The organism is Desulfovibrio psychrotolerans (assembly GCF_013340305.1).
In the GTDB taxonomy this organism is placed as follows: domain Bacteria; phylum Desulfobacterota; class Desulfovibrionia; order Desulfovibrionales; family Desulfovibrionaceae; genus Halodesulfovibrio; species Halodesulfovibrio psychrotolerans.
Genome location: NZ_BLVP01000035.1, coordinates 164,548 through 188,718 on the forward strand (window position 1 = coordinate 164,548; position 24,171 = coordinate 188,718).

Below are 24,171 nucleotides of genomic sequence, written 5' to 3' on the forward strand. Positions count from 1 at the left end.
TTAATCCCTTTTATATTTCAAGGCAACATAAGATAATTCACCGAGAGTTAAGGTCGGCCATCGAGAAACGTATTCTCGACAATCAGGGAGCGGGCAATTTATATATGAACTCTGCTCACATTTTTCGACCATTCCACTACAGAAGCTCACTGCCTCAGCATCGTTTACCGCGTTAAACCAGCTGTACTTCTGTGCAATTCCATTTCTGCCATTCCTGCCAAAAAAATTAACTATATCTAGACCTGAACGCCTAATCCAAATGTCAAGACTGTATCCTGTCAACAAATTACCAAATGCGACAAGTTTTTCAAAATCATATTCTATATCATTTCTGCATGTAGCAGTAACATATATAATATCCGAATGAAGTCGAGAAGCGAGCAATGAACCACTCAACTCATTCATTCTTTCTCCTAAATCACCTACTGACCGAGGAAAATGAAATACGTTTGTTGTATCAGGAAAATCTCGCGCTAGAAATAGATCCCCCTGCCAAAATTCGCAACCATCTCCCAACGCTACTCCTTTTAGATGCCAATCATGTATATCATATCCTCTATATCGGTAGACCCCATCAAAAACATACTGAGCCGCTTTGGCATCTAATAATGATCCACATCCAAATGAAGTAATCACTGGAAACTGAAGGCCATTTTCTGACAATTCTTCAAACAACATACATGTTTCTGCCAAATAGGCCGCGTAATACCGAAGCAAGTATATAGACTGCATGTGCCGCTCGCCATACGGATATCCCCCCGGAAGATCAAAGCGAGCACGCTTTAAATCACAGAATCTCGCATTTTCTCGAGCCCACTCATCAAAACTAGCCTTAGCAGCATTAAGCATATTAGCCAAATGATCACGCATACCCATCTCCGTATAAGTATTATTCAATTCGAGACCAGACCTTGGCAGATATCAGAAAACTTATCAAGCCTAAGGTGATAAACGCTCACACCCTCCTACCATTGAACATGAGAAAAATTTAGTTGCGACCATAGAACCACTACTGCTGCATTGACACGCTTATATACGCTGCCAAACCCTATCGCCGACCATTCATATCCTTTCCACAAACGGCCCTTCGCTCCGCTCACGTACAATCTTGGCATCCTCAAGGTCTTCCAGTCGCTCCATAAGCCGCTCATACACGGCGGCGGAAAGCAGATAGTCTTCCGGCCTGTTGTGGTTGAGCACGGCAACAGGCTCATCGCCCGCTTCACGCAGCACGGCGGATAGATTGCGCTTCAACTCGGTAACGCTGACTGTCTTGGAGGCATGAATAGTCTCCATACGGACTCCTTTTTGATGCTATTTTGAGCACTGAATTTAGTTTCAAAAAAGCATCCCGTCAAGCCACACTCAGCGCACACAAACTTGACCCCGCCTACAAACAAAAGGCCGGAACCACACGGCTCCGGCCTACATAATTCTCTACCATTTCAGAGTCCTACAAAAACACCTCAGGCTGCTTCGGCCCGCTGAACAGACTGTTCAACCGCCTCCGCGCATCCATAACCGGCCCCTGCTTCATGCGGCGGGCCTGCACGGGGCATTGCTAAATACAGGCGCAGCAGGTGATGCGTCACCTCACGGGCGACCATCACAACCATTAGCACGCCAACACGCCAGTCGGTTGCTGCCATGCAGCCTTACGGCCTTCCTATGCCCCGTCTTCTCGGCATCCGCGACCCACTCAGCCCCTCCATCGCGTATAGCCCTTTCGCCCAACGAGATAGCGAACTCTCTGCCTTGCTTGCTATGCCACATTGCCGCTAGGACACACGCACGAAAAGCTCCTTATCCAAAACTTCCCCAGAACAGAAAAAGCGGCCAGCCCGTTTAAGGCTAACCGCTTGCATTGACATGGTGGGCCTTGCGGTGCTCGAACCTGCGACTCTCTGCTTAAAAGACTACGTATTCTTGTGTCATAGTCGCACGGACAGGCTAACGCAATGTGGCGGCAATTATTGTGTCGTATTGACGATGCTTGTGTATATGTGGGATAGAAACATAATATTATGAATATACCAAGATGGAAAAGTGACCAAGAGAGTTGGGTATGCAGATACGGTTCTACTATCGCACAGATAAATTGAGACACACAGCGCACTGCTGGCTGATGGCTTCATCATGAAGTCAAAAATCAAGCATCACGAAGCGTCATCCTTGAAGCAGGGAGCCACGCCCCCGTCAAAAAAAAACTCTCGCCGAGCGTTTTCCATTGTCGGGCTTGGCGCCTCTGCTGGCGGGCTTGAAGCCTTGGAACTATTCCTCAGGCATGTGCCCGAAAAATGCGGCCTGGCCTTTGTTATCGTCCAGCATCTGGACCCCACTCACAAGGGTCTCCTGCCGGAACTGCTCCAGCGCGCAACCACTATGCCGGTACACCAAGCCAAGAGCAGGACGCCGGTCAAGCCAGATTGCGTCTATGTAATCCCACCTAACCACGATATGTCCATACTGCATGGTGTGCTACATTTATCCAAGCCGGACGCCCCCCGGGGCCTGCGCCTTCCCATCGATTTTTTCTTCCGCGCTCTGGCCGAAGACCAGCGGGGCCGCAGCGTTGGCATCATCCTTTCCGGCATGGGTTCTGACGGAACAATGGGACTGCGGGCCATCAAGGAAAAAGCAGGACTGGTTCTTATCCAAGACCCATCCACCGCCAAGTTTGACAGCATGCCCAGAAGCGCGCTCAATGCCGGGCTGGCAGACATGGTAGCCCCGGCGGAAGAACTCCCCGCAAAGCTTCTTGAATTCATCAACCATGAGCGGGTCATCCGCTCATCCGTCACTTCTGCTGAGGATAATATCCAAAGCGGTCTGGAAAAAATACTCATCTTGCTGCGCACAAAAACCGGCCATGACTTTTCCATGTACAAAACAAACACCCTGTACCGCCGCATTGAACGGCGCATGAGCATCCACCAGATTGATCGAATAATGACGTATGTCCGCTTTCTTCAGAATAATACACAAGAAACGGAAATTCTGTTCAAAGAGCTTCTTATAGGCGTAACCAGCTTTTTCAGAGACCCGGCAGCATGGGAACTGCTGCAAACAAACGCTCTCCCCCTGCTCTTGAAGTCATGCCCGCCCAATGGCACATTGCGGGCATGGTCTGCAGGCTGCTCCACTGGCGAAGAGGCTTATTCGCTGGCTATTGCCTTCAAGGAAATCGCCCCCCGTTCAGAACTGACACCCAACGCCAAGTTGCGCATCTTTGCGACCGATCTGGATAAAGACGCCATCGACAAGGCACGCTACGGGCACTACCCGGCTAACATAGTGTCCGATGTCTCTCCTGAACGACTGGACCGCTTCTTCATCCAGGACCTGCATGGCTACCGGGTTGGAAGTGAAATCAGAGAGATGATTACATTCGCCACGCAGAATGTCATCATGGACGCACCTTTTACAAAGCTCGACCTCATCATCTGTCGTAATCTCCTTATTTACCTTTCACCCGCACTACAGCAGAGGCTGCTCGCACTCTTTCATTATAGCTTGAACCCGGGCGGAATCCTATTGCTGGGGAGTTCAGAGGCGATCAACACCGGTCTGGACCTCTTCTCTCCTTTGGATAGCAAGGCAAAAATATTCCAGCGACGCGAATCAGCACTGACAAGCGTAACGCCTGCCTTTCCAGCCTCGTTCACCCCGGCAACGCCGGGCATCCCACAGGGAACCACAATGCTCAAGCCGGTAGTCAACATCCAATCCCTTGCTGAGCAGGTGCTGCTGCAGCACTTCTCCCCACCAGCCGTGCTGGTCAACAAAAAGGGAGACATTCTCTACATCAGCGGCAGAACAGGGAAGTATCTGGAACCGGCAGCAGGCAAGGTCAACTGGAACATCCACGCCATGGCACGAGAAGGCTTGCGCCTTGAGCTAGGAACCGCCTTCCAGAAGGCGCAAAGGCTTAAAGAGACGGTAACAGTCAAGGGACTCAAGGCAGGAGAGGACGATACTGCCCATACCGTGGACATAACCGTGCAGGAGATTCAAGACCCCGAAGCGTTACGCGGCATGGTAATGATCATCTTTGCAGAAGCGCCTACCCCGCCGAAAACAAAGTCTGCCCGCCGTTCAAAACGCGGCGACGCTGATAATGCCAGAACCATGGAACTGGAGCACGATCTCGCACGCTGCCGGCAGGAATTGCAAACCACACGCGAGGAGATGCAAGCTTCACAAGAAGAACTGCACTCCATCAACGAAGAGCTGCAATCTACAAACGAGGAACTGCAGTCCGCAAACGAAGAGCTGACCACATCTCGTGAGGAGATGCAGTCTCTGAACGAAGAGCTGCAAACGGTAAACGCAGAGCAGCAGGCAAAAATGGACGAACTCTCCCGCACCAATGATGACATGCACAATCTGCTGAACAGCACAGAGATTGTGACTGTATTTCTGGATAACAATCTTCACATTCGTCGTTTCACTCCCGGCGCGAACAAGATCTTCAAACTGCTCCCGGGCGATGTAGGGCGCCCGCTCTCCGACATCGCCTGCGACCTGCTCTATCCGGAACTTTCTGAACAGGCGGAAGAAGTGCTGCGCACGCTGGCCTTTGTCGAAAAGCAAGTGACCACGCGTGATGGCCGCTGGTATGAGGTGCGCATTATGCCCTATCGGACCATGGGTGACGTTATTGGCGGCCTCGTCATAACCTTCGGCAATATTACCGCAGCCAAGAAGCTGGAAAGTGAACTCCGCGCGGAGAATAAGCAGCTCAGGCTTCGGCTTGAAGGCAGGGAATAACCATGAGTGCTCATAGAAAAGCGCGGCAGACTGTTGCGCCGCAGAAGAAAGCGCGGCCCCCGGGGCCAAAGGACGACTTAAAACGCCTTGTGCAGGAACTGGAGATTCACCAGCTTGAACTGGAGATGCAGAACGAAGAATTGCGCCAAACACAGAACAAACTTGAGGCATCACTCAATGCCTATGCCGGACTGTACGATTTTGCACCGGTTGGCTATTTCTCTGTAACCCCTCAGGGATTGATTCAGACTGTCAACCTGACCGGTGCCCAGCTGCTGGACGCTGAACGCCTGCGCCTGATAGGCACTCCCATGAGTCTATGGATACCCACCACGCATGACCGGAAGATTTTTCTCAAACACTGCGAAGAGGCGTATACGGCGCGGGGCAGCCACGCCTGCGAGCTGCAACTGCGAAAAAAAAACGGCACAACCTTCGATGCCCAGTTACAAAGCACGGCGACGGATATGGTCGATGGCCAGACCGGCTCAATCCGTATCACCGTTTTTGACATGACAGAACGCAAACAGATGCAGAACGCCATGCAAAAGGCATATGAAGAGCTTGACCGGAAGGTCGCTGAGAGAACGCGCGAATTAACACTGGCCAACGAACTTCTGGTTCAGGAAATCGGTGTGCGCAAAGAGGCGGAAGATTCCCTGCGCCTCGCGCTCCGTGAAATAAAACTGCTGAAGGATCGTCTCTTGGCCGAGAACGTCTACCTCCAGCAAGAGGTCGCCAGAGCGTCTAACTTTGGTGAAATAATCGGCAAAGGCCGCGCAATATCGCGCGTTTTTGCAAAAATAGACATGGTGGCCCCCCAAGATACAACAGTGCTCCTTCTCGGCGAGACCGGGAGCGGTAAAGGCGTTGTGGCCCGGGCTATCCACGCCCGCAGCTCCCGCAAGGACAGGCCCATGGTCACCGTCAACTGCACCGCGCTACCGGCAAACCTCATAGAAAGCGAACTGTTCGGGCGTGAAAAGGGAGCATTTACCGGAGCCGCCGCCCGGCAGATGGGACGCTTCGAACTAGCCGACGGAGGAACCATATTCTTAGATGAAATCGGCGAGATGCCGGTTGACCTGCAATGCAAGCTCCTGCGCGTGATTCAGGATGGTGAATTCGAGCGGCTGGGAAGCCCCCGCACCATAAAAGTCGATGTGCGTATCATCGCGGCGAGCAACCGCAATCTGGAAGAAGAAATAAAGAAAGGCAATTTTCGGGAAGATCTCTATTACCGACTCAATGTTTTTCCTATCACAATTCCGCCGCTCAGATCCCGCAAGGAAGACATCCAACTGCTGGTCAATTTTTTCGTAGCCAAGTTCAATAAAAAAATTGGCAAGCAAATCCAAACCATTCCTCTGGAATCTCTGGATATCCTGCAAGAATACAGCTGGCCAGGCAATGTTCGGGAACTGGAAAGTGTCGTCGAAAGGGCTGTCATCTCAAGCCGTGGGTCCGCCCTGCATGTAGAAGATCGATTCTCGCCACTGCCAAAACCGAACGATGCTTCCCTGCAGGATATCAAATCCCTTCCCGATATGGAGCGAGACTATATCCTGCGCGTGCTCCAAAAGACCAACTGGCGCATCGAAGGAAAGAATGGTGCCGCCGTCATTCTGGACATGAACCCTAGCACACTGCGTGCACGCATGCGCAAATTCGGTATTCATCGCAACTACATCTAACGCCTCAAGAACCTCTCCCTTCATGCGGTCCGGCCTCCCCCACTGGTTCCCGTTGCCGCAATCGTCATTTTCTGACGACCAATCCCACCAGATGTGACGCTTTTTCGGATTTGCCATCTCCTCGGTGGCCAACCCCTTCCGCGGCAACACACGCTCTTGACTACGCATCTTCTCCTTCAGCCCGCCTTCTCCTCCACCCATCAAACGCTCCACACGCATCGGCCACCAAATCGCCGTGTGCATAATCCGCCAAATACCACCGAAATGGGGCATATGGCGGATACGTCTGTTGCAGCTATGTGCCGTGACGCCAATTTTCAATTAATTAATTTAGAAAAACAGCGACATGCGGCAAATTGAACAATAAAAATCTTTGGCATGGTTGTTGCTAATTATATTCCAGCAATAGCTACAACTACAAATTAACATTAAGGAAATAATCATGGGACTCTTACTCATAAGCATACTGGTTCTTATACTTATCGGAGCTTTGCCAACATGGCCGCATAGCAAAAAATGGGGATACTACCCAAGCAGCGGTCTCGGGCTGATTCTTATCTTCGTGCTTGTACTTCTCCTTATGGGGCGGATTTAAAAACAGATTATCATTATTCATAATTACAACAGCGCTTGATATGCCTGTATCATCTCTATTTTTTCTGAATATAACATTATTTATAAGCGATTAGCTTTTCAAGGAGCACAGCCACCATGGACAAACAACATCATGACGATACAAACGTAAAATTCTTGGTGGAACTGCTGGAAAGCAATAACGGCCTGATTCGCCGGAACGCACGCCTAGCTCTTATGGAGATGGGTAGCGCCGCTGCCATCCCACTCTCAAAGACGTTAATGAACTCAGGACAAGATCAGGCGCGCTGGGGAGCAGCCAAGGCACTCGGGGCAATAGTCGACCCCAGAACAATTCCCGCCCTGGTGAGCGCGCTTGACGATACCGACCCCGATGTAGGCTGGCTCGTCGTCTTAGCGTTGAAAAAATTCAAGAAGTCAGCATGGAAGCTCATGCTGCACAAACTGATCGAAAATGGCGGAACCTCCGCAAGACTGCGTAAAGGCGTGCGCCACGTCTTCACTGGTCAACGGGCACAAGGATTCGATGACCTGCTCAAAAAACTCATGCGCGCCCTAGAAGACGCTGCACACCCCGATGAAGGAATAATTATAGCAGCGGAAATACTGATGCACATACGGAACGAAGAAGCAGGTACAACCGGAGCTATGCAACCAACCTACGCGGCAAGACCAAACCCAGACTCAGCACATCGATTTTACAAAAATCGTGCGCAACATACAACCATGGAAGAATGGAGATAACACAATGAAAAACCTAGCGATTATTATTAAAATTGTCATGTGCACCTTGCTGGTTACGGTGCTTATGAGTTGTGCTGGAACAAGCAAAAAAGAAAGCACAGGGCAGTATGTAGACGACTCAACCATCACAGCAAAAATTAAAACTGCGATATTCAACGACGACTCTTTGAAAACTCTTCAAATCACAGTCGTGACATTCAAAGGAAACGTTCAGTTAAGCGGCTTTGTCGACACCATACAACACGTACACAAAGCAGGAAACATCGCCATCAATGTTGACGGAGTCAAATCAGTCATAAACGACCTTGTAGTAAAATAACATTTATATGCATCATTACAGCTAGAGACAGACCCGATCACAACACAGTGATGACTCAATTGATAACTACAACCAAAAAAGGAACACGACATGAAATCAAGCACAAAGAATAAGACAGAAGGAACTTACCACGAGACCAAGGGCAAAATAAAAGAGATAAGTGGAATAATTATAAACGACCCAAATTTGGAAGCTGAAGGAGCCGTAGAAAAAAACGCGGGCAAAATCCAAAAAAGAATTGGTCAAATCGAGAAGGCCCTGGAGAAATAGACTGTCCCTCCTCCTTCCACCGAGCATCCGCAAAATGAAGAGGCAAAGCACATCGCGGATGCTCGGACCAGTAGCCCTTACACATTGCTACAAGCTGGAGTTGTCATGAAAAGCGTAAGTATCATCGGGATCCTGCTGATTGTTCTGGGAATAGCAACCTTCGCATACCAAGGGATCACCTTCACTACTCGGGAAAAAGTTGTAGACCTCGGCCCGCTGCAAATGACCGCTGAAAAAAAACGCACAATACCGTTCACGCCGGTCGTGGGAGCAGCAGCCTTGCTGGGCGGCATCATCTTGATCGTCATTGCCAAAAAGCGTGGGTAATTGACAACATGCTTCATCAAAACAGCTCACTATATTTCTATTAATAAAAAAATGGAGAAAACAATGTTATACACCATTGCAGTTGTTTTGATTGTCCTGTGGCTTCTTGGAGTGGTCAGCGGATATACAGTCAACTCACTCATTCACATACTCCTTGTCGCAGCCATCATAATCATCGTGGTGAACTTGGTTCAAGGAAGGTCTGCACTATAGCTGCGGCAAAATTCATGTGACAACACCAGGAATGGTACCATCATTAGTATGGGCCTGAACACGACCACGGACAACTACGTTCGTCCATGGCATTTATGATATCAGCGTGCAATAGTGTGACGGCTAGGGTGCGAACATCCCAACCTTTCGCATCGCTACAGGAGCAATTTAATGTCGAGCAAAGATGTCCAAGCCACAAGCCAGAACTCTCTCAGCCAGCAGACCAAGGGAATTGATAAGAAAAATGAGACAAGCTCTTGGAACAAACCACCATTGAACATCATTGGCGAGGCTACACAGGGTGAGTCCTCGCGGATAGTCTACGAACTGCGTGTTCACCAAATTGAGCTGGAGATGCAAAACGAAGAACTGCGGCGCATGCATCAAGAGCTTGAAGAGGAACACGAAAGATATTTGGATCTCTACGACTTTGCTCCGGTGGGCTACTGCTCTCTCTCTGAGCGGGAACGAATTGTTGGCGCAAATCTTACGGCCGCCACGATGTTGGGCATGCCCCGCACCGAGCTAGTCGGCCAGCCAATTTCCCGCTTCATAAGCAACGGGGAAGATAGGCATATTTTCTCCGCCACACTGAAGCAACTCTTCATGACGGGAACAGCGCAAAACTGTGAATTAGGCCTGCAAAAGGCAGACATACTTTCCTTCTGGGCCAATATAGAAGCGGTCATAAAGAAAAACACGGAAGGTTCTGTGTGCAATATTGCAATAAGTGACATCAGTGCTCGGAAAAAGGCAGAAATGGCGCTGGCAGAAAGCGAGTTACACTTTCGCAACCTGGCCAACAGCGGACAAGCTTTGATCTGGACGTCCGGGACAGACATGCTGTGCGATTATTTTAATGACTCATGGCTCACTTTCACTGGCCGTGAATTAAACCAAGAACTTGGGAACGGCTGGAGCCAAGGCGTGCATCCGGAAGATATGGAACGTTGCCTAAGCACCTACAGCACGGCCTTTGAGCGACGCGAACCATTCAGCATGGAATACCGGCTACGCCATGCCTGCGGCGAGTATCGCTGGCTGGTGGATCAAGGCACACCACGCTTCAATTCCCGGAGCGCATTTGTCGGCTACATAGGCCATTGCCTAGACATCACCTCCCGCAAACACATGGAAGAGGAGCTTTTATCCACAAAGAATGCGGCAGAATCGGCCAACAAATCCAAAAGCGCATTTCTGGCCAACATGAGCCATGAAATAAGAACGCCTCTAAATGGCCTTCTTGGCATGATGCAACTGCTGGAAATGACGCCAATGAATGATGAACAGAAAATGTTTATCGAAATGGCCATCCGTTCCGGCGACAGATTAACCTGCCTGCTGAGTGATATCCTTGATCTCTCCCGCATCGAAGCCGACAGGATGCCCCTGAGCGAAGAAGTGTTCACACTTTCCGAAACCCTATCTGCCATCACCGACAGCTTTGGCCCGCTGAGCATACAAAAGGGTCTGCCCCTCCATATAGACATTGTCCCCGGCACCCCTGAAAGAGTGATGGGTGACGAGGTGCGCGTCCGACAGGTACTGTTTAACCTTGTCGGCAATGCCATGAAATTCTGCGACCAAGGAGAAATTCGCTTAGAAGTGTTTCCCCTGCCCCCTCTGCCCCCGGACACAGTTCGCATTCTGTTTTGCGTGTCCGACACAGGCCCCGGCATGAACGATGCCACACTAAAGACGCTGGGCACCCCCTTCTTTCAGGCTACGGGTGGCGTTACGCGCAAACATCAGGGCGCGGGGCTCGGACTCTCAATTTGCAGACGCCTAGTTTCCGCCATGGGGGGCACATTGACGTTTGAAAGCCATTTGGGATCAGGAACCACCGCGTACCTGATGCTGCCGTTCAAAGTTCAGGAGCATAGCAGTCTTCTTCCTTACCAACCCCAGCCTGCCCTCATCGCGCCATCTCTTCGCATTCTGCTTGTCGAAGATGATGCCACATGCCTGATTGCGGAAGCAGAGATACTCAAACGGATGGGGCACACCGTGCATACCGCCAAAAACGGAAAGGAAGCCCTGCACATGCTGCAAGGCCGTATATTCGACTGCGTGTTAATGGACATTCAGATGGAGGTCATGGACGGTCTGGAGACCACCAGAAACATCAGGGGGGGCACCTCAAAATCAATTGATCCGAAAATCCCCATCGTCGCCATAACCGCCTATGCGATGAGTGGCGACCGTGACCGGTTTCTCATGGAGGGGATGAATGACTATATCGCGAAGCCTTTCGACAGCAAAGAGCTAAAGGCCGTTCTGGGCAGGCTTGAAACAATACAACAAGCCCATTAACAAGCCGCCTCAAAACAGGCCGTTAAAGAGACGGCCACATATATAGAACGTCAGGCAATATTCCCATTGCAACTGCGGAATGCTCGATCACTCGCCCATCCCGCACACATCTTTGAGACAAAAAGTGAACATTTTTTGCACCTTGCATTGCGCCTCTTTTAAACGACCGTAAGAAAAATTTTTCAAAGCCAGATCATCATTTTCCGCAAGCGGCGGCGTTTCAGACGGATGCATTCTACACCAACTGCCTGTTTACAACCGAGAGAACGTTGAGTTCATGACACGACGTGACACCCGTTCAAAATGCAGCCCCAGAATCGCAAGCTCAACAACCGCAGAAAGGGCCTTTGGCTTTGTTACAACAGTCTTAAGTATAAGTTTCCAATAATGAATACGGGCAGATGATACAATACCTACAGCCCACATACTTTTTAAAAAAGCTTGAACATCTGTTCGCACAATCCTTCCACGTGAAGTCGGATTATATGAAGATAGGAACATACTAATTCTGTCATAATATTTTTTTGGCGAGTACAAAACACCCAGCAATTTCTTGTACCCTTCAAGAAGAACGTCGCACCCCATTATAGGATTAAAATTTATACACGCGTCAGTATTCTCCCCGCTCAGACCATCGAACAAGCGCCCCTCAGACTTAAGACGATTCCACAGCCTTGTATGCGGCAACGCGTTAAGCACACCGACCATGGCAGTAACAACACCTATTTCTTGAATAAATTTAAACTGCTGATCGAAAATTGATGGGGTGTCATTGTCAAAGCCTACAATAAAACCACCCATCACCTGCATTCCATGCTGGTGTATCTCTCGCACAGCAACACTAAAATCAGTTCTCACATTCTGCTTTTTTCCGCACTCTACCAAGCTCTGTGTTGAAGGAGTCTCAATACCAATAAAAACCTTATGAAAATTAGCCGCGCTCATCATCTCCATAAGTTCCTCATCCAGCGCCAAATTCACACTCGCCTCGGTCATAAGTTTAAATGGATAGTTGTGCCTTTTTTGCCATTCTGCAAGTACAGGAAGAAACTCCTTCACCTGAACAATATTCCCGATAAAATTGTCATCAACAATAAATACAGAATCTCTCCACCCTGCATCATATAAGCTTTGAAACTCTTGTATCATCTGCTCAGGACGCTTCACGCGCGGACGTCTGCCATTCATGACCACAATATCGCAGAATTCACAGTCAAAGGGACAGCCGCGCGAATACTGCAACGCCATGGATACGTAGTCTCTCATTTTCAGCAAGCCCCAAGCAGGGAGAGGTGTCGACTTCAAGTTGGGATGCTCAGACGACCCGTATTCCCTTTTTGCCACCCCCCGCGTGAAGTCCTGCAAAAATGCGGGCATTACGACTTCAGACTCGCCAATGATGAAGTGGTCCGCATCGGGAAAATGCTCCAAGTGGCCCCTGAATGCAGGACCGCCCGCCACCACAATTTTTCCTGCATGCTTTGCACGCCTCATAATGCTCTTCGCACTTGGAGACTGCACGAGCATGGCGCTGACCAGAACGACATCTGCCCACTCAAGGTCAGCGTCTTCCAGAGAAGCAACATTCGCGTCCACCAAACGCTTATCCCATTCTGCAGGAAGCAGCGCAGCGACAGTGAGCAACCCCAAGGGAGGAAAGGCCGCCTTTCTGGAAACAAAAGGCAGTATACTCCTGAAACTCCAAAATGTATCCGGGTACGATGGGTAGACCAGAAGTGCTTTCATTATTTTTCACCTCATCTTCACCATAACCCTATCTCTGCAAATCGCAACAAATATTACAAACCAACTTGATACGTATTCACATAACTACTTCTCAAATAAAGAATATTTATTCAAAAAAATTTTATTCTCTTAATACATAAATTGTAATCTACAAATAATAGAGATCCATGCCATAATAATCACACTTATTCACGCGAATCTGCGCTATGTAAAATTTATGGATTAAAAAAAACGCATCCGTGAAATTTATCATCAGAATAACGCCTGCCATTTTTACAACATGCCGCACATAATCACTTTTATTATGTGACATGAATAAGCTAAAACCAAGGATACTTCTATCAACATATGATAATACGTGTTATTCAAGTCAGAACTCGAAAAACCTTCTCGTGAAGGCTAACGCCCCGACGCTGCTTCCAACCCAAGCCCTTCATGTCCGCTTCTCTCCTTACAAGCAATCCGTCAGCCCTTCCCTAGCGTTCCCTCTGCGTTTGCACAATTCAACCCGCCCGCACCCTGCCCGTACCCTGTCCGTCTCAACAGCAGGAGATCCGATGAACCTAAATGACAAAGCCATACGCACACTGCTGCTTCGCGCATGGTCCCGGTTGCGCGGAACCAAATCGGAACGCCGGTATACCGGAGAGCACCTTCCTTTGCGCTCCGAGCTGTTCAGCGCGGACAGGATGGAACAACACGGCAAGTTCTTGGCAGAGTCACACACGCTTAAGACCGGCCAGTCCCAAGGCCTATTGCTGACAACACGACTTGCCGAAAACGAAATACTACTGCTTGAAGTCCACACATTGCTCACGGAAGACGTGAAGGCTGACCGCCGGATATCACCGGCCGCAGAGTGGCTGCTGGACAACTTCTATGTGATTGAGGAACAGATCCGCACCGCGCGCCTGCATTTCCCCAAAGGGTACAGCCGTGAGCTGCCCTGTCTGGCGGGCGGACCTTCGGCCGGACTTCCGCGGGTGTATGATCTAGCCTTGGAGAGCATCTCCCACCGTGATGGCCGAGTGGACCCGGAGAGTTTGAAGAGCATCGTGGTTGCCTACCAAACCGTGACGTCTCTGCAGCTAGGCGAGCTCTGGGCCATCCCCATAATGCTGCGTCTGGCACTCATAGAGAACCTGCGTCAGGTGGCAGTCCGCATTGCCGCTCAAAGGCTCGACCGAAACTGCGCCGGAATATGGGCAGACAAAATGACTTGGGTTGCCGCCAAACAGCCGCAAGATATCATCCTTACCATCGCAGACATGGTCCGCTCCAATCCGCCTATGGCAAGCTCATTTGTGGCGGAGCTCCTGCGACGCCTGCAAGGTCAGGGGCCAGCTCTGGCCCTGTCACTCACCTGGATCGAACAACATCTGTCAGGGACAGGCCAGACCATCGAACAGTTGGTCTTGTCGGAAAATCGGCAGCAAGCTGTCGACCAGGCCACCATGAGCAACAGCATAGGCAGCCTGCGCTTCCTCGGAATCATGAACTGGCGTGATTTCGTAGAATCCATAAGTACCGTTGAGGATATCCTGACCAAGGACCCTGCAACTGTTTACGACACCATGGACTTTACCACGCGCGATCGTTATCGCCACAGAGTAGAGCACATTGCCAGAAAAAGCCCGTTCTCCGAGGCGGAAGTCGCTCGAAAGGCCATCGCCCTGGCTCAGGAGGATGCGTCCATAAATGGCAAAGACTCTCTGGCAGCACATGTAGGATTCTATCTTATCGACAAGGGCCAAGAGCAACTCAAAAAATCGGCGGCTGTAGACGAATCATCTCTCAATAGCCTGCGCGCACTTTGCCGCCGGTTTCCTTTACTGCTGTATGGTGGCAGCATACTGCTTCTCACTACGCTCTTCGCTGGAATCTTCGTAGCTGAAGCGCATACCGACGAACTCCGCGGATGGCATATCGCCCTGTTATTTTTGCTCTCTTTTCTGGGCACCAGCCATCTGGCGGTGGCGCTGGTGAACTGGCTGACGACCCTGATAACCAAACCCAATCCCTTACCTCGCCTAGATTTCTCCAAAGGCATTCCGGAATGCCGACGCGCTCTGGTCGTTATTCCGACCATGCTCACAAATGCCCCAAGCATTGAAACCCTGATCAAATCTCTGGAAGTCCGCTTTCTGGGTAATCAGGACAAGCACCTGCACTTCGGCCTGCTTACGGATTTCTGCGACGCCGCAGAAGAGACACTCCCCGACGACATCCACCTGCTACATCTTGCCCGACAAGGCATAGAAGGACTGAACGAGAAATATTGCAACACAACGGGGGACATTTTTTACCTGTTCCACCGACCGCGGCGGTACAACTCACAGGAACGGCTCTGGATGGGCTATGAGCGCAAGCGCGGCAAATTGGCAGACCTGAACAACCTGCTGCGCAACGGCACATCAGCGTCCTTTGCCTTAATTGTCGGTGAGGTAAGCATTCTGCAGGGACTGAAATACGTTATCACGCTGGATACTGACACACAGCTGGGGCGTGACTGCGCCCGGCAGTTGGTAAGCACAATGGCACACCCGTTGAACCGCCCGCGCTACAACGCTGACAAGGAGCGTGTGGTTGGCGGCTACGGTATCCTGCAACCCCGCGTATCAGCCAGCCTTGCCGGCACCAACCGATCACGCTATGCGCGGATGTGCGCCAGTGAGGTTGGTATCGACCCTTATACCCGCACGGTCTCAGACGTGTATCAGGATCTGTTCGGTGAAGGTTCATTCATCGGCAAAGGAATATACGAAGTTGAAACCTTTGAGCAGACCCTGGGCAGACGCTTCCCCGAAAACCGCATCCTGAGCCACGACCTTCTGGAGGGCTGCTACGCCCGGGCAGGACTTATAAGCGATGTACAATTTTACGAGGATTATCCCGCCAGCTATGAGGCGGATGTCCGTCGAAGGAAGCGCTGGATTCGCGGCGATTGGCAGATCGCGCGATGGCTGTTCCCTCGCGTTCCCGGTGCCGATGGACGGCCACGGAGAAATCCGCTCTCACTCCTGTCCCGCTGGAAAATTCTGGACAACCTGCGCCGCAGCCTGACCGCCGCCGCACTAACCGTGCTTCTGCTGACAGGGTGGTCCGCCTTGGCATCAGCCTGGTTCTGGACACTGGCTGTCTGCGGCATCATTCTGTTCCCTTCGATCATCGCAGTACTCCTGAGCACGCTGCAAAAACCTGTAGATATGCCTCTGAGGCAACACCTCTCCACCATATTGAGCCTGCTGCCCAAACATGCTGCTCAGGCCGTCTTTTCTCTCGCCTGCCTGCCGCATGAGGCCTGGTACAGCCTGACATCTCTGGCGAACACCATCTGGCGAATTAACTTTGCACATAAGGGACTCCTTGAATGGGAGCCTTCGGGCGAGGCGGAAAGCACAGACAGAACGGATATTATTGGCTCGTTCCGAACCATGTGGATCGGCCCGGTTCTCGCTGTTTTCACAATCCTTATCCTCACCGCGATCAACCTTCCAGCCCTCTTCGCGGCTGGCCCGGTGCTGGGACTGTGGATCATCTCTCCGGCGTTAGCGCGGTGGCTCGGGCTGCCTATCACCCGCCATAAGGAGCAATTGACGGAAGCCCAGACCATCTTTTTACGCAGAATAGCCCGTAAGACATGGTACTTTTTTGAGACGTTCGTTGGCCCAAAAGACCACTTTCTGCCACCGGACAACTTTCAGGAACAACCCGTAGCCGCCATTGCGCACCGCACCTCGCCTACCAACATGGGGCTTGCGCTTCTGGCGAATCTGGCCGCGTATGACTTCAGTTTCATCTCCTGCGGAAGGTTAATGGAACGCACCATGCAGGCTCTGGAGACCATGAACAGGCTTGAACGGCATAAGGGACACTTCTATAATTGGTACGACACCCTCACTTTACAACCACTGTCACCCCGCTACATTTCCTCTGTTGACTCCGGCAATCTGGCTGGGCACCTCCTGACTCTGCGCGCAGGGCTGCTTGCCCTGCCGGAAGACAAAATCCTCTCACAGGGCCTGCTCAAGAGCCTGAGTGAAGCTCTGGACATAGCCTTGGAAGCTTCTCCACCCTTATCCCATTCCGTATCTCCCACTATATCCACAGACACCTTACCCCCCTCTCCTTCAACTCTGCTTGCATCGCTACGCCAAGATATGGATGCTGCCATGCTCAACCCCCCTGTCACGTTACGGGCCATACGTCAGTGCCTGGAGCGGCTGGTTGTTTCGGTCGCGGAACTGATTGCCAGCCGTAATTTTCAAACAGCCCCCCCCGACAGCTCATTATATGCAGGAATCAATACCTTTGCAGGCCAGTGCCGGGACGCCTTGGATGAACTAACTCTGCTGGCACCATGGGCCACATCATCCCATACATTTCGCGCCGACCTGGCCGTTCTGAACGATATTCCCACCCTGCAGGGACTGGCGGCACTGGAAACCAAGGTCGGTCACATCGCAGCTGCGCATCCGGATACCGAGCTGGTAAACATGATTCAGGCTGCCAGCGGACAGGCAAAATCCAGAATTGCGACGATTACCACCCTCGCCAAACTCTGCAGCGCCCTGACCCAGATGGAGTACGGATTCCTTTATGACGTAACAAGACACCTGCTGGCTATAGGATACAATGTCGATGAGCGTCGCAAAGACCAAGGCTGCTATGACCTGTTGGCCTCGGAAGCACGGCTCGCGACGTTCGTGGCCATTGCTCAGGGGCGCCTGCCACAGGAGAGCTGGTTCGCTCTTGGGCGGCTGCTCACGACAGCCGGAGGAAGCCCTGTTCTACTCTCCTGGAGCGGCTCCATGTTTGAGTACCTTATGCCCAATCTGGTCATGCCGCTCTATGCGAGTACCTTGCTTGACCAAACCTGCAGAGCAACCGTAGCGCGTCAGATAGACTACGGTAAGAAGCGGAAGGTGCCTTGGGGAATTTCAGAATGTGGCTACAATGCCATTGATGTACACCAGAATTACCAATACCGCGCATTTGGTGTACCCGGCTTAGGACTCAAGCGGGGCCTTGCCGAAGACCTAGTCATTGCGCCTTACGCCACAGCCCTGGCCCTGATGGTTACCCCTCGGGATGCATGTCAAAACCTAATCCGCCTGAGCAGCGAGGGGCTTGAAACCCGCTATGGATTTTACGAAGCCGTCGACTACACCCCTTCCCGTCTTCCCCGTGGCCGGACAAGCGCCGTGATCCAGTCTTTCATGGCTCACCATCAGGGCATGAGCTTCCTATCTCTTGGAGGGGTGCTGATGGATCACCCGATGCAGCGACGCTTCGCATCTGATGCCCAGTTTCAAGCTACTCTCCCTCTGCTTCAGGAGCGCATCCCTCTTTCTGCGGCATTCTATGCGCACACATCGGAACTGACAGAGCTTCGCAGTACCCCAAGTACTGACCACACTCCTATCCGCGTCTACAACACTCCCGACACACCTACCCCGGAAGTGCATCTGCTCTCCAACGGACGCTACCACGTTATGATCACCAATGCCGGGGGCGGACACAGTCGTTGGGAAGATATCTCCGTTACCCGCTGGCGGGAGGATCCCACATGTGACGGCTGGGGCACGTTCTGTTTCCTGCGCGATATAGAAAGCCACGAGTTCTGGTCTGTTGCCCACCAACCCACGCGCAAACGCCCAAAGCACTATCAGGCAATCTTCTCGGAAGGAAAGGCCGAATTTCTGCGCCGCGATCACGACTATATCACACATACTGAAATCGCAGTCTCGCCCGAAGACGACATAGAACTGCGCCGTGTGCGCATTACCAACCGCGCACGTACGCGTCGATCCATAGATGTGACCAGCTACACCGAAGTAGTTCTGGCACCGCAGGCGGCAGACGCGCTGCATCCCGCATTCAGCAACCTCTTTGTACAAACAGAGATCATCTACAAAAACAAGGCTATCCTCTGCACCCGCAGGCCCAGGTCTCAAGAGGATACTTCACCCTTCATGCTACACATGATGGTCACGCGCAGCGCAGTGATTGAAGACACTTCCTATGAAACTGACCGCATGAACTTCATTGGCCGCGGCAACACCACCGCCAATCCTCAAGCACTCCATGCCACCCTAGCGCTCTCGGGCAGTGAGGGGGCGGTGCTCGATCCCATTGCCGCAATTCGACAACGCATAACCCTTAAGCCGGAAGAGTCCGTGACCATTGACATGCTCTACGGCATTGCAACAACCCGCGAGGCCGCCCTGAGTTTGGCAGAAAAATATCAGGACAAGCGCATGGCCGATCGCGTTTTTGATTTGGCTTGGACCCACAGCCAGGTCCTGCTGCGCCAGTTGAACGCCTCTGAGGCGGAAGCACATCTTTACGGAAAACTGGCAGGTTCCATCCTGTACGCCAATGCTGCCCACCGGGCCAATGCGGGCGTGCTCCTCAAGAATCGCCGTGGTCAATCCGGACTTTGGGGATATTCCATCTCGGGCGACTTACCCATCGTGCTACTGCAGATAGAGGATGCGGCTAATATCGAACTGGTGCGGCAGCTTATACAAGCACACGCCTATTGGAGACTCAAAGGACTGGCCGTGGATCTGGTTATCTGGAATGAAGATCATGATGGATACAGGCAAACCCTCCACGACCAGATTCTGGGGCTCGTTGCTGCGGAAACCAAGGCCGGTCTCAGCGAACGTCCCGGCGGGATATTCGTCCGCTCCACGGATCGCATAGCCGAAGAAGACCGCATCCTGTTCCAAGCCGTTGCCCGGGTGATCATCAGTGATACCAAAGGGAGCCTGGCGGACCAGATAGACGGCAGCAGGATACCGGACATAGCAATGCCCCCTCTCATCCCCAAGCGAATAATAAGCCCTCCCCTTCTGGCGGTGGCACCCCTGCCCCGTCTGGATCTGCACCTGCCCAATGAACTGGGCGGATTCACATCAGATGGTCGCGAATACGTCATATCCACAGGCCAAGGACAAGTAACGCCCACCCCTTGGGTTAATGTGCTGGCAAATCCGGACTTCGGGTGCGTTATCTCAGAAAGTGGATTGGCCTGCACATGGAGCGAAAACGCCCATGAGTTTCGCCTCACTCCTTGGAGCAACGATCCGGTCAGCGACTCGCAAGGAGAAGCCTTCTACATCCGCGACGAGGAACGCGGACACTTCTGGTCGCCTACGCCTTTGCCCTGTCGTGGAAACACTCCCTATGCCACCCGCCACGGCTTCGGCTACAGCGTTTTCGAACACGTGGAACGCGGTATCTCCAGCAAGCTATGGGTCTACGTAGCGCTAGGAGATGCCATCAAATTTGCAGTACTGAAATTGCGCAACGATTCTGGCCGTCCCCGCAGGCTTTCAGCCACCGGCTACGTCGAATGGGTTCTGGGCGACCTGCGCAGCAAGACCGCCGAGCACGTGGTTACTGAAATCGACCCGGAAAGCGGCGCTCTTTTCGCCCGCAATCCCTACAATACAGAGTTCAAGGACCGGACCGCATTCTTTGATGTTGACGAGACAACGCGCACAGTAAGCGGAGACAGAAGAGAATTTCTGGGCCGCGGCGGCACACTGGAGGCCCCGGCCGCCATGACCCGCACACGGCTTTCAGGCAGGGTCGGGGCCGCTCTGGACCCCTGCGCAGCCATACAGGTGGTCTTTGATCTCGGGGTCGGGCAGGAGCGCGAGATAGTCTTCCGGCTCGGCATTGGGCGAGATACTGAAAACGCAAGGCTTCTGGCCTCTCGTTATCAGGGACCAGTCGCCGCCCGCATGGTTCTGGACAACGTCTGCCAGCACTGGGCACACACCTTGGGAGCCGTGTATGTGGAAACTCCGGATAACGCCCTCAATTTTCTGGCCAACGGATGGATTCTCTATCAAACCATTGCCTGCCGCCTTTGGGCTCGTGGGGCCACCTATCAATCCGGCGGTGCTTTCGGCTTCCGAGATCAGTTGCAAGACGTTATGGCTCTCATTCATGCACAGCCGCACCTCGTGCGAGAACATGTATTGCTCTGCGCAAGCCGACAATTTGAGGAAGGTGACGTACAACACTGGTGGCACCCGCCAGCAGGACACGGTGTGCGCACCTCATGCTCCGACGACTACCTCTGGCTGCCGCTTGCCGTATCCCGCTACATACAAGCCACCGGAGACACAGGCGTGCTGGACGAACCCGTAGGCTTTCTGCACGGCAGGGCATTGAAGGCGGACGAGGACTCCTACTATGACCTGCCCGGTAACTCCCACGAGGTGACCAGCCTGTACGACCACTGCATCAGGGCCATCAGGCACGGGATGCGTTATGGCGCACATGGCTTGCCACTCATGGGTTCCGGGGATTGGAACGATGGAATGGACCTTGTGGGCAAAGGCGGCTCAGGTGAAAGCGTATGGATGGGGTTTTTCCTCTATACCGTACTTATGAACTTTGCCGAGATTGCACACATCCATAAAGATACCCTCTTTGCAGAACGTTGCAAGAAAGAGGCGGCGGAGTTGCGCAGCAACATTGAGAACAACGGATGGGACGGTGAGTGGTATCGCCGCGCCTACTTTGACGATGGTACCCCCCTCGGCTCATCGACAAATCAGGAATGCCAGATTGATTCCATTCCGCAAAGCTGGTCAGTGCTCTCTGGTGCCGGAGATCCAAAGCGTACGACCCGGGCTATGAATACGGTGGATCAGCGTCTTGTGCGCCGTGAGCACGGCTTGGTGCAGTTGCTGGATCCCCCTTTTGACACGTCTTCCCTGAATCCCGGATACATCAAAGGCTATACTCCGGGGGTACGGGAAAACGGTGGACAATACACGCATGCAGCCGTTTGGGCCGCCATGGCCTTTGCCAAGCTGGGGGACAACCACCGGGCTTGGGAGCTTTTCAATATCATCAACCCCATACACCATGCGCACACTGCCGGGCAGACCGCCATTTACAAAGTGGAACCTTACGTCATGGCCGCTGATGTCTATGCGGTGGCACCACATATTGGCCGAGGTGGATGGACATGGTACACGGGTTCCGCAGCTTGGATGTACCGGTTAATTCTCGAATCACTCCTCGGCCTCAATCGTGAAGCAGATAAACTGCGTCTTGAACCATGCCTTCCTCCAGAGTGGCAAGAGTATTCAATACATTACCGCTATATGGATACTATATTTCACATTCACATTGTACAGGTTCGTGGAGAAAACAAAGGCATCCGCGTAACCTTAGACAACATACCGCAACAGGATGGTTTTATTCACTTGACAAATGACCACAAGGAACATTGGGCAGAGGTGCTGGCACCTTCATGCCCGGCTGGCTGGTCGCCCCGAGAGTAGTCTGTGTGTTTGCACCTTCGCGGCGTTGCCCATTTTCCAACATCAGACCCTGCTTCGGCCAGAAGTACATTTTTCCACAAAAAAAACGAAAATCAACAGAGCACAAGTTTTTCTAAGTGCACACACGGGCAGGAAGATGCGGCTTTTACCCCCTGCACGATGCCGTTTCAGGCCATCGTGACACATCCTCCTGCCCCCGTCTGTTTTAGCAGGTTTCGTCCTCATAATCCCCAGCCACGCAGGCGTCTATCCGGGGTATTGCACGATTCCAATTCCAAACTTCAGAAACGTATACGTGTCAGCGTCCTGCGCCGTCACAACCGTCCGCACATCTCCCAAAGAGCAGTGCATGTCCTCCAGCCAGCGCAGGTACGGCAAGAGGGCGATCTCCAGAGCCTTGCCCGACACCGTGAGGATGTATGCCTGGCCTGCATGCAGGATCTGAAGGTCATAAGCGACCACCCATCCAGGCGGGCATTCCCGTTCATCGTTGCACGGCATTGACTCCGGCAGGCCGCCTCCTTGTTTCCATTTCAGGAACCTCTTGCCCGCAATCGTCATGGGGCCGTTCAGTTCGGAACCAAGATCCACCTGATTGCTCCAGAACCTTCCGTTACGGCAATTTATGAACATATGCATAGTTATCTCCTTGTTTTTCCAGTATAGATTAAGGGGCTCATGCCCGTGCCAAATCCAACAAAGAAGGGAGCGACCGTCTCCCGGTACACTCCCTCACCACGCTGTAACAGCGTCATGCCTACTGCCTCCTGCCCTATCGCAACACCGACGAATCAAAGCTGTTCACCCGGTACGGCGCACTCGCCTTCTGGTTCTCCTTGGCCAGATAGCTCGCCCAGTAGAAACACCGGTCATAATCCTGCTTAAACAGTATTTGCAGATGCTCTCTCGCAGGGTGCTTTAGTGGCGGGCGACACAGCATGATCCCATTCTCCATCCGATTGCCATCCGCATCCTTGTCGCAGAAGTGGATAAGCCCCGTGGCATCACATCCCAGCACCCGTCCCCACGTTTCCTGAACTTTCAGCAGGAAATGGAAATAATTCATCACCTTGTTGCCATCCAGCAGCGCAATGCAGTGATAGTGCTGGTGCTTCTCCCGTGACTGCTCCCGTACCCAGAGGTAGTGAAGGTCTATCCCCCTGTACGCACTCTGCTCTCCGAAGTTCTTCCAGAACCTTGAGATTTCCTGATTGCCTCCCATCGCAGGGTATCTGGCAGGGAATCTCATATCAAAGCGAATGAATAAAACCTTGCAGTGCCTGTCGGTCATCCAGTCAAGACGTTCTTTGAATCGTTCCATGATGACGGGGTATAAGCCGTATTCTTCGAAGGGGCCTACGTTAACTTGGATTCCTTGGTATGTGTCAGCATGAGAAACTTGTTGGTGTATCATGATCAAGCTCCTGTTAAGACGTTGTTTATTTTTCTGACTATAGTATATTCCTTGCTATGAAAATTAATACGAAGATGATTACGCATGAGTGCCCCATTGCTCCTTGTTGGGCAATGGGTCATTGAGTCTTGATCATCGTTATTAGTTTGTTTTTTCTTTGTGTATATGTCGTATATTACGTTACGTCATCTTATCTTGTAATAGTAATAGTATAGAATTTGTTTGTCTTTATAATGGTGCTGCAATCTATTACTATTGAATAAAGAAGAATAAGATACTTCCTAATACCGAGTATTCTTCTGCTCGGAATCTGAAGATTAGCTGGAAGGTGCGATGCGTACATCGTACCCTGGCACGGAGAGGCGCTTTCCGAGGATTAATTGCCCCGATACGGTGTTTCAGGAGAAAAAATGAGGCCGCAAGGTCAGACGCCCGGAACGGCGAACCGCT

15 protein-coding genes are annotated in these 24,171 nt (G+C 51.9%); 10 read left to right on the forward strand and 5 right to left on the reverse strand.

From position 1 onward, the window contains the following. Both HUV26_RS14415 and HUV26_RS14420 read right to left on the reverse strand, forming a co-directional pair. Positions 1-870, reverse strand: coding sequence for a hypothetical protein (locus tag HUV26_RS14415; RefSeq protein ID WP_174410833.1), 870 nt, complete (start codon positions 868-870; stop codon positions 1-3). Between the two features lie 192 nt (positions 871-1,062). Beyond that, positions 1,063-1,296, reverse strand: a complete 234-nt coding sequence (locus HUV26_RS14420; RefSeq protein ID WP_174410834.1) for a type II toxin-antitoxin system Phd/YefM family antitoxin — start codon at positions 1,294-1,296, stop codon at positions 1,063-1,065. Positions 1,297-2,136: 840 nt separating this feature from the next. On the opposite strand from HUV26_RS14420, the gene HUV26_RS14425 reads away from it, so the two are divergent. The 9 genes from HUV26_RS14425 to HUV26_RS14465 all read left to right on the forward strand — a co-directional run bounded on the left by HUV26_RS14425 (position 2,137) and on the right by HUV26_RS14465 (position 11,244). Beyond that, a complete protein-coding gene (locus HUV26_RS14425; RefSeq protein WP_174410835.1) occupies positions 2,137-4,770 on the forward strand; it encodes a chemotaxis protein CheB in 2,634 nt (877 codons plus the stop codon). A gap of 2 nt (positions 4,771-4,772) precedes the next feature. After that, positions 4,773-6,464 (forward strand): sigma 54-interacting transcriptional regulator, encoded by a 1,692-nt coding sequence (locus HUV26_RS14430; protein WP_174410836.1) that lies wholly within the window; start codon positions 4,773-4,775, stop codon positions 6,462-6,464. 442 nt (positions 6,465-6,906) lie between these two features. Next, positions 6,907-7,059, forward strand: a complete 153-nt coding sequence (locus HUV26_RS14435; RefSeq protein WP_174410837.1) for a DUF3309 family protein — start codon at positions 6,907-6,909, stop codon at positions 7,057-7,059. A 116-nt stretch (positions 7,060-7,175) separates the two neighbouring features. After that, positions 7,176-7,802, forward strand: a complete 627-nt coding sequence (locus tag HUV26_RS14440) for a HEAT repeat domain-containing protein (protein WP_174410838.1) — start codon at positions 7,176-7,178, stop codon at positions 7,800-7,802. Between the two features lie 4 nt (positions 7,803-7,806). Next, the gene (locus HUV26_RS14445) at positions 7,807-8,121 is read left to right on the forward strand and encodes a BON domain-containing protein (RefSeq protein ID WP_174410839.1); all 315 of its coding nucleotides are present in this window, start codon (positions 7,807-7,809) and stop codon (positions 8,119-8,121) included. A 90-nt stretch (positions 8,122-8,211) separates the two neighbouring features. Then, on the forward strand, positions 8,212-8,391 hold the full coding sequence (locus tag HUV26_RS14450) for a CsbD family protein (RefSeq protein WP_174410840.1): 180 nt from the start codon (positions 8,212-8,214) through the stop codon (positions 8,389-8,391). 105 nt (positions 8,392-8,496) lie between these two features. Next, positions 8,497-8,718 (forward strand): DUF3185 domain-containing protein, encoded by a 222-nt coding sequence (locus HUV26_RS14455; protein ID WP_174410841.1) that lies wholly within the window; start codon positions 8,497-8,499, stop codon positions 8,716-8,718. A 63-nt stretch (positions 8,719-8,781) separates the two neighbouring features. After that, positions 8,782-8,931 carry a lmo0937 family membrane protein gene (locus tag HUV26_RS17015; RefSeq protein ID WP_174410842.1) on the forward strand — a complete coding sequence of 50 codons (150 nt, stop codon included), beginning with the start codon at positions 8,782-8,784 and terminating at the stop codon, positions 8,929-8,931. Positions 8,932-9,102: 171 nt separating this feature from the next. After that, positions 9,103-11,244, forward strand: coding sequence for a PAS domain-containing hybrid sensor histidine kinase/response regulator (locus HUV26_RS14465; protein ID WP_174410843.1), 2,142 nt, complete (start codon positions 9,103-9,105; stop codon positions 11,242-11,244). 252 nt (positions 11,245-11,496) lie between these two features. Here HUV26_RS14465 and HUV26_RS14470 read toward each other — a convergent pair whose 3' ends face one another. After that, complete coding sequence (locus HUV26_RS14470; protein WP_174410844.1) at positions 11,497-12,990, reverse strand: B12-binding domain-containing radical SAM protein; 1,494 nt, start codon at positions 12,988-12,990, stop codon at positions 11,497-11,499. A gap of 557 nt (positions 12,991-13,547) precedes the next feature. On the opposite strand from HUV26_RS14470, the gene HUV26_RS14475 reads away from it, so the two are divergent. Beyond that, positions 13,548-22,307, forward strand: coding sequence for a GH36-type glycosyl hydrolase domain-containing protein (locus HUV26_RS14475; protein ID WP_174410845.1), 8,760 nt, complete (start codon positions 13,548-13,550; stop codon positions 22,305-22,307). A gap of 246 nt (positions 22,308-22,553) precedes the next feature. Here the strand turns inward: HUV26_RS14475 and HUV26_RS14480 are convergent, their stop codons facing one another. Then, positions 22,554-22,946 carry a hypothetical protein gene (locus HUV26_RS14480; protein ID WP_174410846.1) on the reverse strand — a complete coding sequence of 131 codons (393 nt, stop codon included), beginning with the start codon at positions 22,944-22,946 and terminating at the stop codon, positions 22,554-22,556. A 133-nt stretch (positions 22,947-23,079) separates the two neighbouring features. Further along, complete coding sequence (locus tag HUV26_RS14485) at positions 23,080-23,721, reverse strand: YagK/YfjJ domain-containing protein (protein WP_174410847.1); 642 nt, start codon at positions 23,719-23,721, stop codon at positions 23,080-23,082. Positions 23,722-24,171 lie beyond the last annotated feature (450 nt).

Excerpts from the sequence above, each read along its gene's own strand:
- HUV26_RS14440 (WP_174410838.1), top strand. The coding sequence starts at position 7,176 with ATGGACAAACAACATCATGACGATACAAACGTAAAATTCTTGGTGGAA.
- HUV26_RS14420 (WP_174410834.1), bottom strand. The coding sequence starts at position 1,296 with ATGGAGACTATTCATGCCTCCAAGACAGTCAGCGTTACCGAGTTGAAG.
- HUV26_RS14430 (WP_174410836.1), top strand. The coding sequence starts at position 4,773 with ATGAGTGCTCATAGAAAAGCGCGGCAGACTGTTGCGCCGCAGAAGAAA.
- HUV26_RS14445 (WP_174410839.1), top strand. The coding sequence starts at position 7,807 with ATGAAAAACCTAGCGATTATTATTAAAATTGTCATGTGCACCTTGCTG.
- HUV26_RS14455 (WP_174410841.1), top strand. The coding sequence starts at position 8,497 with ATGAAAAGCGTAAGTATCATCGGGATCCTGCTGATTGTTCTGGGAATA.
- HUV26_RS14465 (WP_174410843.1), top strand. The coding sequence starts at position 9,103 with ATGTCGAGCAAAGATGTCCAAGCCACAAGCCAGAACTCTCTCAGCCAG.
- HUV26_RS14475 (WP_174410845.1), top strand. The coding sequence starts at position 13,548 with ATGAACCTAAATGACAAAGCCATACGCACACTGCTGCTTCGCGCATGG.
- HUV26_RS14435 (WP_174410837.1), top strand. The coding sequence starts at position 6,907 with ATGGGACTCTTACTCATAAGCATACTGGTTCTTATACTTATCGGAGCT.
- HUV26_RS14470 (WP_174410844.1), bottom strand. The coding sequence starts at position 12,990 with ATGAAAGCACTTCTGGTCTACCCATCGTACCCGGATACATTTTGGAGT.
- HUV26_RS14450 (WP_174410840.1), top strand. The coding sequence starts at position 8,212 with ATGAAATCAAGCACAAAGAATAAGACAGAAGGAACTTACCACGAGACC.
- HUV26_RS14480 (WP_174410846.1), bottom strand. The coding sequence starts at position 22,946 with ATGCATATGTTCATAAATTGCCGTAACGGAAGGTTCTGGAGCAATCAG.
- HUV26_RS14485 (WP_174410847.1), bottom strand. The coding sequence starts at position 23,721 with ATGATACACCAACAAGTTTCTCATGCTGACACATACCAAGGAATCCAA.
- HUV26_RS14425 (WP_174410835.1), top strand. The coding sequence starts at position 2,137 with ATGAAGTCAAAAATCAAGCATCACGAAGCGTCATCCTTGAAGCAGGGA.
- HUV26_RS17015 (WP_174410842.1), top strand. The coding sequence starts at position 8,782 with ATGTTATACACCATTGCAGTTGTTTTGATTGTCCTGTGGCTTCTTGGA.
- HUV26_RS14415 (WP_174410833.1), bottom strand. The coding sequence starts at position 870 with ATGCGTGATCATTTGGCTAATATGCTTAATGCTGCTAAGGCTAGTTTT.